At 72.1% G+C, this 13,402-nt stretch carries 7 protein-coding genes; 3 read left to right on the plus strand and 4 right to left on the minus strand.

The genetic code is table 11. The features are described 5' to 3' along the window. Positions 1 to 81 precede the first annotated feature (81 nt). On the plus strand, positions 82 to 789 hold the full coding sequence (locus Q4P07_RS12125; RefSeq protein ID WP_303375175.1) for a response regulator transcription factor: 708 nt from the start codon (positions 82 to 84) through the stop codon (positions 787 to 789). 25 nt (positions 790 to 814) lie between these two features. Here the strand turns inward: Q4P07_RS12125 and Q4P07_RS12130 are convergent, their stop codons facing one another. Next, a complete protein-coding gene (locus Q4P07_RS12130; RefSeq protein WP_303375176.1) occupies positions 815 to 1,567 on the minus strand; it encodes a ZIP family metal transporter in 753 nt (250 codons plus the stop codon). A 149-nt stretch (positions 1,568 to 1,716) separates the two neighbouring features. Between Q4P07_RS12130 and Q4P07_RS12135 the strand changes: the two genes are divergently transcribed. Both Q4P07_RS12135 and Q4P07_RS12140 read left to right on the plus strand, forming a co-directional pair. Beyond that, a complete protein-coding gene (locus Q4P07_RS12135) occupies positions 1,717 to 2,472 on the plus strand; it encodes an ABC transporter ATP-binding protein (protein WP_303375177.1) in 756 nt (251 codons plus the stop codon). 2 nt (positions 2,473 to 2,474) lie between these two features. Continuing rightward, positions 2,475 to 4,994, plus strand: coding sequence for an ABC transporter permease (locus Q4P07_RS12140; protein ID WP_303375178.1), 2,520 nt, complete (start codon positions 2,475 to 2,477; stop codon positions 4,992 to 4,994). A gap of 52 nt (positions 4,995 to 5,046) precedes the next feature. On the opposite strand, the gene recD is transcribed toward Q4P07_RS12140, so the two are convergent. The 3 genes from recD to recC form a co-directional block, all read right to left on the minus strand. Then, positions 5,047 to 6,891, minus strand: a complete 1,845-nt coding sequence (gene recD / locus Q4P07_RS12145) for an exodeoxyribonuclease V subunit alpha (RefSeq protein WP_303375179.1) — start codon at positions 6,889 to 6,891, stop codon at positions 5,047 to 5,049. After that, the gene (locus tag Q4P07_RS12150) at positions 6,888 to 10,262 is read right to left on the minus strand and encodes a UvrD-helicase domain-containing protein (RefSeq protein WP_303375180.1); all 3,375 of its coding nucleotides are present in this window, start codon (positions 10,260 to 10,262) and stop codon (positions 6,888 to 6,890) included. Before Q4P07_RS12150 ends, recD begins: the two co-directional genes overlap by 4 nt. Position 10,263: 1 nt before the next feature. Continuing rightward, positions 10,264 to 13,402 (minus strand): exodeoxyribonuclease V subunit gamma (gene recC, locus Q4P07_RS12155; RefSeq protein WP_303375181.1); only part of this gene is annotated, 3,139 nt, incomplete at its 5' end.

Below are 13,402 nucleotides of genomic sequence, written 5' to 3' on the forward strand. Positions count from 1 at the left end.
TGATCAACACGCACGTTCCGCCCAACGTCCCCCGCCTGCCCAACGCTCGACCCGCCCGGCGAACCCCGTAGGAGACCAGTGATGAGCATCTCGCCCGAGGGGCCGATCCGCCTGTTTGTGGTCGACGACCAGGAGCTCGTGCGCGCGGGCTTCCGTATGGTGTTGGACGCCCAGCGCGATATGACGGTCGTCGGCGAGGCAGGGGACGGTCAGGCAGCGCTGGAGGGGGTCGCCGCGACCCGTCCGGACGTGGTGCTGATGGACATCCGGATGCCGCGGCTCAATGGCGTCGAGGCGACCCGTCGACTGCAGGAGTCCGGGACCTCTTCCCGGGTGTTGATCCTGACGACCTTCGACCTGGACGAATACGTCTTCGCTGCGCTCAAGGCGGGAGCCTCCGGCTTTTTGCTCAAGGACGCGGGGCCGGCGGAGCTGCTGGCCGCGATCCGGGCGGTGCACGCCGGAGACGCGGCGATGGCGCCCTCGACGACTAGGCGCCTGCTGGAGCGCTTCGTCCCCGAGCTGCCCGACGCCGGCGGCGAGAGCGCGGCTGCCGTGGAGCGGCGCGCTCAGCTGGCGCGGCTGGCCCCGCTGACGGCACGGGAGCACGAGGTCCTGACGGCCGTCGGGCGCGGGCTGACCAACGCCGAGATCGCCGCAGAGCTCTTTCTCGCGGAGGCGACGGTCAAGACGCACCTCGGTCGGGTGCTGCACAAGCTCGAGTTGCGCGACCGGGTCCAGATGGTGATCACCGCCTATGAGACGGGACTGGTCGGCCGTCCGGAGTAGATCGGGCCGCCAACTCAGAGGTGGTTCAGAGGTGGCTCAGCATGAAGGCCACCGTAAAGCCGGCGACGATCATCAGGCCGACCAGTTTGCCAGCGTGCTCGGTCGCCTCGGGCACCATCGTGTCGCCGAGCATGGTGATGATGGCGCCGGCGGCAAAGCTCTGAACGAAGCCGACCACCCCTGGCGAGGCTGAGCCGAGGAGGAGATAGCCGAAGGCCGCCGCCGCCGCCGAGACGATGCAGACGGCGCTCCACAGCCCCAGCACGTAGCGGGTGCTCCGGCCGGCCTGCTTCAGCCCGGTGGTGGCGGACATCGACTCGGGGATATTGGACAGGAAGACGGCGGCCACCATCGCCACGCTCACCGAGCTCCCACCGAGCAGGCTGGCGCCGATCGCCGCGGACTCCGGGATGCCGTCCAGCAGGGCGCCGAGCACCAGCGCCATCCCACCACCGGCGTTGGAGTTGGTCTGCTGCGTGGGGCTTTTACGCCGGTTGCCACCCTTGGCGTCGATCCACCAGTCACCGGCAAAGAAGGTGAGCGCCCCGCAGGCGAGGCCGGCCACGGTCGGCCAGTGGCCCGCATCCTGGAACGACTCCAGGGTCAGGTCGAAGGCGACCGCGCTGATCAGCACGCCGGAGCCAAAACCCATCACCAGCCCGATCGTGCGCAGTGAGGAGCGGCCCAGCAGCCCCAGCAACGCGCCGATCAGCAGCGCGAGGCCACCGACCAGTCCCCACCATGCGGCCAGGAGCACGGACATCACCTCCGTCTTCATCATGCTCCTTCCGCGCGCCCCATGGAGGATCGAAAAGGTTCGACTCGGCGGCGCCGGAGGCACGTCATACCGTGGGTGGATAGTGGGCACGCAGGTGAGGGCCTTGCGGTGGATGTCCGGGGCGACGCAGGCTCTCTAACGTCATCGGTATGACGACTTCCTCACCGACCCGGACCGCGACTTTGGCGGCCAGCGCGATTGACCTGACCAAGACCTATGGGACCGGGGACACCGCAGTGCGTGCCCTCGACGGTGTGTCGGTGGGGATCGAGGCCCGCCAGTTCACGGCGATCATGGGACCGAGCGGCTCGGGCAAGTCCACCCTCATGCACCTGCTCGCCGGGCTCGACGCGGCGACCTCGGGGAGGGTCTTCCTGGGCGACACCGAGCTGACCGGGCTGTCGGACAAGGCGCTCACGCTGCTGCGTCGACGCCAGGTCGGCTTCGTCTTTCAGGCCTTCAACCTGCTCCCGACCCTCACCGCCGGAGCAAATATCCGGCTTCCCCTCGACCTCGCCGGCCGGGGCGCCGATCCGGTGTGGGAGCGGGAGATCATCGACGGTCTGGGGTTGAGCGACCGGCTCGGACACCGTCCTGGTGAGCTCTCCGGCGGCCAGCAGCAGCGGGTCGCCCTCGCGCGGGCTCTCGTCACCAGGCCCGCGGTGATCTTTGCGGACGAGCCCACGGGTGCGCTCGACTCGACCACCGGGGCCGAGGTCCTGGCCCTGCTGCGACGGTCCGTGGACGAGTGGGGTCAGACCGTGGTCATGGTCACCCACGACGCCAACGCGGCCACCGTCGCCGACCGGGTCCTGCTGCTCGCCGACGGCCAGCTGGCCGGGGAGATCCTCGACCCGGACACCGACGCGGTGCTGGCCGCCGTGCGCGACCTTGGAAGGGCCTGACGATGAAGCGTTCGTGGATGACCGCCGGACTGCGCTCTCGGAGTCGGAGACTGCTCTCCGCCGCGGTAGCCATCATCATCGGTGTCGCCTTCCTCACCACCAGCCTCGCGGCATTGCTCACCGCCAAGGCCGGACTGGAAGAGGCGGTCGGCGGCCAGCTGCGTGGCGCCGACTTCGTGCTGACGAACCTGGAGGGGGAACCGCTGGACAGCTCCAGCTTTGATGCGGTGGCAGCTGTCGAAGGGGTCCGCTCGGTCCTGGGTGAGGCGGTGGTCTTCGCCGACCTCGGTCCGGACGACTATGTGCTCGGCGCCAACCTGCCCAGCGCAGGCACCACCCTCATCGAGGGCCGGCTGCCGACCGCCCCCGGGGAGGCGCTGGCCACCAAGGAGCTGGCCGGCGACGGCACCGGCACCGGCAGCGAGCTCCGGCTGGCCATCCCCACCGGGGAGGAGGGCGGGGCGCGGTCGGTGACGCTCGACGTCGTCGGGGTCATCGATCCCGGGACGAACAGCCCGGTCTCCTTCGGCCCAGGCTTCCTGGCCAGCGACGCCACCTTGCGGCTGGTGGACCCGAGCCTGACTTACCGGTCGCTCCAGGTCGACCTGACGGACGCAGCGTCCATCGACACGACCCTTGCCGCGCTCGCCGACGCCGTGCCCGGCGTGACGATCCAGACCGGTCCGCAGGCTGCGGAGGATCGCGTCTCCGAGCTGACCGGAGAGACGAATGTGCTGGCCGGGGTCCTGCTTGGCTTCGGGGCCGTGGCGCTGGCGACCGCGGCCATCGTCATCGCCAACACCTTCACTATCACCCTGGCGCAGCGCACGGGCGAGCTCGCCCTGCTCCGCTGCGTCGGCGCCACCAAGAGCCAGGTCCGGCGGTTGGTCCTCCTGGAGGCGCTCGCCCTCGGCGTGGTCGCCTCGGTGCTCGGTGTCGCGCTCGGCCTGCTGTCGGCGCGCGGGTTGCTCGCGCTGGCGCAGCGCACGGACCTGGGCATCCCGCTGGGCGACAGCCTCAAGGTCGGCCCGAGCGCCCTGCTGCTCCCTGTCCTGGTGGGCACTATCGTGACGCTGCTCGCCTCGTTCTGGCCCGCCGTCCGAGCGACCCGCGTCCCGGCATTGGCGGCGCTCCGCCCGCTCGGATCCTCCAGCGAGCGCGCCACGATCGGCGCCGTGCGGCTGCTTTTCGCGGTGCTGCTCATGGCCGGAGGCACCGCACTAATGCTGTATGCCGCCTCGCACCGCGACATCCTCACCGGCATCGGCGGGGGCCTGGTCAGCTTTGTCGGGGTGCTGGTCGGCGCCATCCTCGTCGTCCCGCTCGCGGTCCGTGCCCTCGGTCTGGGGGCACGCGCAGTGGGGGTGCCGGGACGTCTGGCGGTCGACAACGCGGTCCGCAACCCAGGTCGAGCGGCTGCAACCAGCGCCGCGCTGATCGTCGGGGTCACCCTCATCACGATGACTTCCGTCGGCGCGGCCTCCGGAGAGAAGACCGCGCTGGGCGAGATCGACAAGGAGTACGCGATCGACCTCGTGGTCTCGACGGCTCCGCAACTCGCGGCGGAGCCGGACGCGGATGATCCAGAACCCGTGCGGGACATTGCCGTGCCCACCCAGCTGGGCGCGACGATCCCCGGACAGCTGGCTGGCGTTAAGGGGGTAGCCGCTACCCTTCCGGTGGACACCGCCTACCTGACCCTGGGCGAAAGTTGGGCCGAGTCGCAGGCGGTCGGGCTCGACCCAGCCACGGCTGACCAGGTCATCCGCAGTCAGGCGCTCGTCGACCAGATCAAGCCCGGGATGGTCGGCTTGTCCGACATGGATATGTCGATCCAGGGGTTCGAGGAAGGCGACACCGTCCTGGTGAGCGGCTCGGTGACCAGTAAGGAGCTGACCGTGGCCGCGATCGGGCTTGGCCAGAGTCGGCTGGCGCTGCATGTAGATGACCTGCTGGCGCTCGACGGTGACCAGGTGCGGCAGGGTGCCGCGCTGATCCGGCTCGATGACAAGGCCGACGTGGGCAAGACCTACTCCGGGATCACAGAGATCGCCGAGGAGACCGGGCTTGCGGTGGACGGATCCGCGGCCGAGCGGGCTGCGATCGCCCGGATCCTCGATGTCCTGGTGCTGGTCACGACCGCGTTGCTCGGGGTGGCCGTGGTGATCGCCGTCATCGGGATCGCCAACACCCTGTCGCTGTCGATCATCGAGCGGCACCGTGAGCACGCCCTCCTGCGAGCCCTTGGCCTGACCCGCCGTCAGATGCGCACGATGCTGCTCACCGAGGGGGTGCTGCTCGCGCTGGTCAGCGCCGGTCTGGGGTTGGTGCTGGGTGTCGGCTACGCCGCTCTCGGCATCCAGACGCTGCTCCCCGTAGGCACCCCGCTCGACCTGGCCATCCCGTGGACCCGCGTCGCCCTCATCGTCGCCGTCGCCCTGGTCGCCGGAATCCTGGCCAGTGTGCTCCCGGCCCGCCGGGCCACCCGCGTCAGCCCAGCCGAAGGGCTGGCGGCCGCGTGACCCCCACCGGGCGGTCGTTGTTGCCAGTCCGGGCGGTCGGCGTCAGTCCGCGTCAGTGCGCGTCAGTCGCGGCTGGCGCGGCCATGCCGCCCAGACGCTGCCGCAGCCCGCTGGCGCGGACGACCCGACGCGCGACCGCGGCGCGGACCACCGCCTCGGGGGCCACGAGGCGCACCTTGGCCTGCGCGCGGGTCACTGCGGTGTAGAACAGCTCGCGCGTCAGCAGGGGGGAGTCGGCCTCCGGCAGCAGCACCGTGATCTCGGCCGCCTGGCTGCCCTGCGCCTTGTGGATCGTCATCGCGTGCATCGTCTCGACGTCGCCGAGCCGGCTCGGCGCAAATCGCTGCGCGCCCCCGGGGCTCTCGATGACGGCCATCCGCACCGGGGTGCCGTCCGGCTTCTGCGAGGCGACGACCACGCCGGTGTCGCCGTTGAGCACGCCGGTCACATAGTCGTTGGCGGTCACGAGCAACGGCCGGCCGACATACATCTGGTCGTAGGAGCTCAGCCCAGCCTCCTCGCGCAGCCAGGTCTCGGTGAGCCGGTTCCACGTCGAGACCCCCTGAGGGCCGGCGCGGTGCGCGCACAGGAGACGGTGCCGCCCGAGGGCCTCGAGCGCGGCCGGGGCGTCGCCGTTGCGGGCAGCGGTGAGCACCTCACGGGCGTGCCCGGTCAGCAGGCCCCGCAGGTATGTGGTGGCCTCCCCCTCGCGCACCCACTCGACTTCGGCGGAGCCCGCCGAGAGGGCCGCCACCACGTCGTCGGCCTCGCCCCGGCGTAGCGCGTCGGCCAGCGCCCCGATCGTCTCTCCGAAACGGTGCACCGTGCGCAGCCGGGTGACCACCAGCGGCGCGTCGGCGCGCGCCAGCTCGGCGCCGGCGACCAGGTCAGCCAGCACCGCGCCAGCGTCGACGGACACCAGCTGGTCGGCGTCACCGACCAGGATCAGCCGGGCGGTGGGGCGCAGCGCCTCGAGCAGCCGGGCCATGTGGGTCAGGGAGATCATCGAGGCCTCATCCACGAGGACCACGTCGTGGGGCAGGCGGTTGGCCCGGTGGTGCCGGAACCGGCTGCGGCTGGCCGGGCTCCACCCGAGCAGCCGGTGCAGGGTCATCGCCTCGACCTCGCCGAGCGGCTCGATGACTGTGCGGGTCTGCTGGTCGCTCGTGCGCGCGAGGATCCCGGCCAGCGCCTCGGACACGGCGGTCTTGACCCGGGCCGCGGCCTTGCCGGTGGGGGCGGCTAGGCCGACCCGCAACGGACGTTCGCCGGCGGCGGCTGCCTGCTCGGCCAAGAGGGCGAGGACGCCCGCGACGGTCGTCGTCTTCCCGGTGCCGGGGCCGCCGGTGAGCACGGCGGTCCGCGCTCCGGCGAGCGTGCGGGCGGCGACGCGCTGCTCGGCATACCCCTGGCCAGGGAAGATGCGCTCCAGCCCGGAGGCGAGCACCTCCTCGTCCACCTCGGGGGCCGCTAACGCCGCCCGCGCGCGCAGGTCGTCGACGACCTGGACCTCCTGGTGGTGGTAGCGCTGGAGGTAGACCAGGCCCTGGTCGAGCACGAGAGCGCCCTGCCCGACCAGCTTGGAGCCGGCAACCTGGTCCTGCCACGCCTTGGCTTCGGGCCACGCCAGGTCGGGCAGCGCCGCTGCGCCGTCGGTGGCCAGCATCGGCAGGCTGATCGCCACCGACCCGGACCGGACGGCCCGGCTGGCCAGCGCGGCCGCGAGCACCGCGGCCTCGTCCTGCTCGCGGGTGGCGCGGGCCAGGGCGCGGGCGATGTGCACGTCGGCGGCCGTGATGACCCGAGCGGCATTGAAGCTGCCGAGCAGCCCCTCCGTGGTCTGCGCGAGGCGGCGGTCGTGCTCGTCGGTGGGCTCGAAGAGGTCGAAGACGGTCATGCGACGTCCTCCCGGGAGCCATCGAGCAGGTCGGACACGGCGATCACCAGGTCGATCGGCGGTCGCCAGGAGAAGACCCCGCAAGGGTGGCCGTCGACGATCGGGGTCTGCTCCCCGCACATGCCGCGCACATAGAGGTAGAGCACGCCACCGAGGTGCTTGCGAGGGTCGTAGTCGCGCAGCCGCCAGCGCAGGAAGCGGTGCGCCACCACGGCATACAGGAGCGCCTGCAGCGGGTAGGAGGACTGACCCATCGCCTCGTCCAGCTTCTCGGGTCGGTAGTCCGCGGCGGTCAGCGGCTCCTCGGCGCGGCCGAGCCAGTTGGTCTTGTAGTCGACGACCAGATAACGCCCACCGGTGCGCAGCACGACGTCGACCGAACCGGTGAGATAGCCGCGCAGGTGCTGCGCGGCCAGCTCTGGACTGCTCTGCAGCACATCTGCCCAGGCCCGGACGGGGTCGCCGTCGGGCAGGTGCGCCTGCAGCAGCGGGGCGAGGTCGCCCAGGAGCGCGGCCTCGCCGGCGGGGGTGCGGCGCAGGTCCCCGCCGCCGAGCGGCAGCTCGAAGTCGAGCTCGCACAGCCGGTCCGACAGCGGGATGTTGCGAAGGGTCGTCCCGCCCGCGAGCGGCCCGAGCGGGGTGTCGTGCACGGCCACGAGCGCGTCCGTCAGCGCCCCCTGGTCGAGGTCGTGCACCGGCCACCAGAGCGACTGCTCGGCAACGTGCTCCGCGAGCTCGGTCGCCAATCCGTGCGCAGCATCGGGGTCGGTGTGCTCGAGGACCGCATGCACGAGCGAGCCGAAGGTCGCCCCGACCGGCAGGTCGGCCATCGGGGAAGGGAGGTCCGACCCGGGGACGGTGGCCTCCAGGCCCGGCAGCAGCGGGGCCGCCTCCAGGACGGGGTCGACGGTGTCGGGCTCGTCCTCGCGCGGCGTCACCTCCGGCTCGCTGCTCACGCCGCCAGTCAGTGCACCGGCGTCCTCGCGCGGGGAGGACAGGCCGGTGTATGAGGTGCGCCGCCACTCGTGGTCGACGCTCCGGGTCCATGGGGCCAGGGACAGCGTGGCGGTGTCAGGCGCGGGTGGCACGTCCGCCGCCGGTGCGTGGTCGGCCCGCTCGAGGGAGATCGCTTGGGCGTCGGCCCAGGCCTGCAAGGTCTGGGTGGCCCCCGCGTCGTTGGGGACCCGGGCGGTGTCGGGGACGCTCGCCTCGCCGGGTTGTCGGCCGAAGAGGATGCGGTGCAGCGGGGAGCGGGCCGTGTTGCGCTGGGTCGGTGCCCACCAGGTGATGACCTGCGACTGGGCCCGGGTCATCGCGACGTAGAGCATGCGCAACGACTCGCCGGAATCCTCTTCCTTGGACAGGCGGACGGAGTCGGCCCAGGTCGGGCCGTCGGGGCCACCGACGTCGAGGAAACGGCTGCGCTCCGGCGGCGCTTCGTGCCCGCGGGGGATCTTTGGGACGGAGTGGACGAAACGGTCGGACAGGGCCGGTAGGTAGACCACCGGGAATTGCAGGCCCTTGCTGCCGTGGATGGTCATCAGCTGCACCGCCGCGGCGTCGCTGTCGAGCCGACGGGTGAGGGTGGAGACCGAGGTGGGCACGTCCTGCGCCATCTGGGTGCGCAGCCAGTCCAGGAGCGCGGTGAGGCCGAGGTCGTCCTTGCGGCCAGCTTCGTGCAGCAGCTCGGAGAGGTGGGTGAGGTCGGTGAAGCCGCGCTCGCCGCCGACCCGGCCGAGCACGCGGGGGGCCAGTCCGCGGACCATCAGCTGCTCCATCACCGCCGCGATGCCCTGCCGGCCGTGGACGGCGGCGAGGTCGCGCGCCAGTCCGGCCAGCTCGTCGTCGATCTCCTCGCCCCGGGTGTCCAGGTCGACTGACATGTAGCCGAGCAGGTCGGTGAGCGCGGCAGCGCGGGTGAGCCCAGAACGGTGCGGTGCGACCATCGCCTCCAGCAGGGCCAGCCAGTCCTGGGCCGCGGGCGTCGCCAGCACGGAGGTGCCGCCGGCCATGACTGCGGGGACCCCGAGGTGGCGCAGCGCCTCCTCCGCGAGCCGCAGGTCGGTGCCTTTGTGGGCGAGCACCGCCACGTGGTGCGCGGCGATCGGCGCACCGTCGAAGGTCGCGCCGGAGGCCAGCAGCGCGGCGATGTCCAGGGCGAGGTCGGGGTAGACGTGGTCGCGGACCGCACCGATGGTGTCCGCGCCGTGCAGGTGTTCCTCGGCGAGCACCTGCCGCAGTCGCACCGGCGCAGAGTGGGGTGCTCCGTGCAGCTTGGTGTCTTCGAGCGCGGGAGCGACCGGGTGCACGACGATGTCGTCATCGCCCAGCGCAGCGCCCCCGAGCAGGTGGCCAAGCGCGGTCACCACGCCCGGGTCGGATCGGTAGTTGAGGGGCAGCGTCTGGCGCTGTTGGGCCGTGGCCGCAGCCGCGAGGTAGGTCACCACGTCGCCGCCGCGGAAGCCGTAGATCGCCTGCTTGGGGTCGCCGATCAGCACCATCGCCGTGCAGTGACCGGCGAAGGCCCGCTCCAGCACCGACCACTGGATCGGGTCGGTGTCCTGGAACTCGTCGATGAGCACGACCTGCCAGCGCCGGCGCATCCGGTCCCGGGCCGGGGAGTCTTCCTCCTCAAGGGCGGTGTCGAGCTGGGTGAGCAGGTCGTTGTAGTGCATGACCTGTAGGCGGCGCTTGCGCAGGTCCAGCTCGGTGCGCACCGCCTCGGCGAAGCGCGCGCGCCGGACCGGACCGCTCTTGGGGTCGCCGGTGGCCGGACGCACCTGGGCATAGACGTCGTTGACGACGGCCCGCGCGATCTCCAGGGCCTCGGTGCGGTTGAACGCGGGCGGGTTGGCCCGGAAGGCGCGTAGGTAGAGGTCGTCGACCACCTCGACCAGCAGCTCGTCCAGATCCTCGACCAGCTGCGCGCCCGCGTCGGTGGCACCCGCGGTGCCCAGGCTCCTGAGCACCTGCTGGCAGAACTGGTGAACGGTGGCGATGGTGGCCGCATCGAAGTCGGTGAGGGCCTCCCGCAGCCGGCCGTGACGTCGCACCAGCTCCTCGGGGTCGCAGTCCATAAGCAGGTCCAGCAGCTCATCGGGCTTGGCGTCTACCTCCGTGCTGCCCTGACCGGCGATCTTCCGCGCGAGTGCGCGCTCAGCGGCGAGCAGCTGCTCGCGCACCCGGGCCCGCAACTCCTGGCTGGCGGCGCGGCTGAAGGTCACGACCAGCATCCCCCGCAGCGGCGTCACGTCCTCGGCAACAAAACGGGTCACCAGCGCCGCGATGGTCCAGGTCTTGCCGGTGCCGGCGCTCGCCTCCAGGAGCACGGTGCCGCTGGGCAGGTCGCCCTTGATCGAGAAGTCGTCCACGTCAGGGCCTACCCATCCACTCGGCGTCCATCAACGGGCCCCACGCGCGCAGCGCCAGCTGGCCGAGCCGGCTCTGCACACCCTCGGCCCACCGCTCGTCGTCCATCGGCGCGCCAGCGAGCTCATCGAGCGGGATCTGGCGGCCGAGCACTCGGAGCCAGGAGGGGTCGTCCTGCTCCTTGGGGTATCGATCTGAGACCCACCCAGCATGCGAGGCCTTGGCGTGGGCCGAGCTCTCCCGGCCGACGCGACGGTACTGGTCGGCCCACGTCCACGACGTCTCCGTGGGCAGGGGGAGCACCTCCTGCAGGCCACGGTCGCGCAGGTCCGCGAGCTCGCCGAGGATGCGGGCCGCGTCCTGCGGCGACGGCGGTGCGTAGCTCAGGTGCACCGGCCCCTTGTCGCCCCGACCCCAGGAGTATTTGGCGATGACGTGCGAGTGGGCGCCCCGCCCGGACCCGGCCAGGGCCAGGGCCCGCAGCCAGGCCTGCATCCGGTGCTTGGCCTTGAGGCTGGAGGAAGTGACCCGCAGCGGCTGGTCGACGATGAGGTCGCCGACCGTGCCGACCAGGTGCCGCCCGCCGGGCAGAGCCACGTCGATGTCGACGCTGGAACGCTCCAGCGGCTGGCCCCACCCGCCCTGGTGGGTGGTGCGCCATACTGCCTCGGCCATCGTCTGCACCTGGGTGCAGAGCTCGTCCATGATCGTCGCGCCCAAGTCGTCGGGCGGCAGCTCGCCGCGCCACAGCTCGGCCTCCACGGTCGCCGTCGCCAGCGCGCCGTCCAGCACCGACTGGAGCATGCGTTCACCGATCTGCCAGCGCTGCAGTCCGTCCAGCTCGACGGGGATCCCGTCCGCGCGCAGGCTGGGGTCCTCGGGCAGCAGCAGTCCCAGGCGCGAGCGCAGGTAGGCGCGGGCCGGGTTGTCGAAGAAGCGCACCAGGTCATCGAGGGCGACGTCCTCGCGGGGAAAGGGGCCCAGCGTCTGGGAGGCCAGCGGCACCGGGCCGGCGGTCGCGTGCTCGCGGGCCAGTGCTCCGTCGATCGCGGCGGGGTCGTGGCTGAAGGGCAGGTCGTGGGGCAGCAGCGCCGTGGTGCCGGCCGGCGTGGCGCCCAGGTTGCGCGGGTCGAAGGGCTGCAGGGGGTGCCGGGTGAGGATCCGGTCCACGCCGTCGCCGGTGGCGGTGGCCCGGACCGTGTCGAGCAGCTCCCCGAGGGGCACCGCAGGTGGGCGCTCTTGGCCGCTGTGCACGTCGAAGCCGGTGTAGGTCACGATCAACGTCTCACCAGCCGACATCACCGCGTCCAGGAACAGCTGACGGTCCTCGGTGCGGGGGTCGCGCTCGCCCGTCACCGGCCGTCGGGCCAGGACATTGTCGCCGTCGGGCGTGGTGGACCGGGGGAAGGTCCCGTCGTCCAGGCCGAGGAGGCAGACGACGCGGTGCGGCACGGAGCGCATCGGCACCATCGTGCACACGGTGAGCGAGCCGGTGCGGAAGCCGGAGCGTGTGGGCCGCCCACCGCCGTGGTCGTGCAGCAGGGCGCGCACGTCGGAGAGCGTGAGCGAGATCGAGCCGCGCGTCGCGGCGGCGGCGCGGACCCCGTCTAGCTGGCGCTGCAGCTGGGTGAGCTGCCAGGCGTCGGCGAGGGGGACGTCGGCCAGGCGCTGCACGCCTTGGTCGAGCGCGGTGACCCAGTCCTCGACGGTGTCCGCGTCGCGCAGGGCCAGGAGGGTGTCGCGCAGCCGGTCGAGCAGCTCGGCCAGCCGACCGACCAGGTCGAGGTCGCCGCTGTCGAGGTCGTCGAGCGCGAGCACCTGGCCCAGGTGAGTGAGGTCCTCCCCGTCGACGGCGGCGCCGACGAGCAGCCGGTCCACCCCGGCGGCCCAGGTGTTCTGCGCAAGGTTGTGCAGCGCATAGCCCTGCGCCCGGTGCTGCGCGTCCAGCCCCCACCGGACGGTGGTGGCGTCGGCCCAGTCGGTCAACCGCTCAAGGGCGTCCTCGTCCAGGCCCCAACGGTGGCGGACCACCGGGGAGCGCAGGAGGTCGAGCACCTGGTCGGCGGTCACGCGTGCCCCGGCCAGCTCGACCAGCCGGGCGGTCAGGGCAACCAACGGGTTGGTATGCAGTGGCGCGCGGTCCGCGAGCCGCACCCGCAGCCCGTGGGCTGGGTGGGCGCGGGTGCTGCCGCCGACGATCTCGCCCAGTCCGAAGCTCGCGTGGACCAGCGGGGCGTAGGTCTCGATGTCGGGGCACATCACGAGGATGTCGCGTGGCTCCAGGGTCGGGTCGGCCTCGAGGAGGTCGGTGAGCACGTCGCGCAGCACCGCGACCTGGCGCATCTGGCCGTGGCAGGCGTGCACCTGGATGCTGCGGTCGGTGGCCGGCACGAGCCGGTCGAGCCGCTCCGCGTCCGTCGGGGGGTGGTCCGCCGCGATGTCCGCCTGCAGCATCGCCAGCATGCTGACGGTGCTCGAGTCGCTCTCTCCCGTGCCGATGCCCGGGTGCGTCTCTGCGCCCATCCCGGCGAGCAGTCTGCCCATCGGTCGGTCCACGCCACCGACCAGGGCGAGCGTGCGCTGCAACTCTCGAGCGTCGCGCCCCAGGCTCCCGAGGAGCGGGTGCTGCACCAGCGTCCCGGTGAGGTCTTGGTCGCGAGGCACGGGACCGGAGGCAGCGATCTCCGCGAGCGCTGCCCAGGCCCGCGGCGAGGCTTGCGGCAGCCACAGGTGCACGTCGAGGTGCTCACCCAGCGCCGAGAGCACCTCCACCTCGCTGCGCGCGATCCGCGTGTGCCCGAAGAGGGACAGCCGCCCAGGCAGGAACAGGTTGCTACCGAGGTGCTGCCGGTCCGCCCCGTCCTCGCGTAGCGCCCGGACCACGCGGTCGTGCCGGACGTCCGGCGGCTCGGCGTCGACCAGGTCGAGCACCCGGCGCCACAACTCGGGCTGCCACTGCAGGTCACCATCGAGCTGATGCTCGAGGTCATCGCCGAGGTCGTCGATGCCGTCCCCAGCGCCGCCTTCGCGCCAGCCCGCAGTCATCGCCGGTCGTTGCTGGTGGTATTCGGCCAGCAGGCCGGCGAGGCGCCGGGCGACGGAGTAGCGGCGACCGCGACGCAACTGACCCTCGGTCCCTGGC

Source organism: Ornithinimicrobium sp., from assembly GCF_030537745.1.
GTDB lineage: Bacteria > Actinomycetota > Actinomycetes > Actinomycetales > Dermatophilaceae > Ornithinicoccus.

Coding starts and splice junctions, on each gene's coding strand:
- Q4P07_RS12125 (WP_303375175.1), top strand. CDS start 82: ATGAGCATCTCGCCCGAGGGGCCGATCCGCCTGTTTGTGGTCGACGAC.
- Q4P07_RS12130 (WP_303375176.1), bottom strand. CDS start 1,567: ATGAAGACGGAGGTGATGTCCGTGCTCCTGGCCGCATGGTGGGGACTG.
- Q4P07_RS12135 (WP_303375177.1), top strand. CDS start 1,717: ATGACGACTTCCTCACCGACCCGGACCGCGACTTTGGCGGCCAGCGCG.
- Q4P07_RS12140 (WP_303375178.1), top strand. CDS start 2,475: ATGAAGCGTTCGTGGATGACCGCCGGACTGCGCTCTCGGAGTCGGAGA.
- recD (WP_303375179.1), bottom strand. CDS start 6,891: ATGACCGTCTTCGACCTCTTCGAGCCCACCGACGAGCACGACCGCCGC.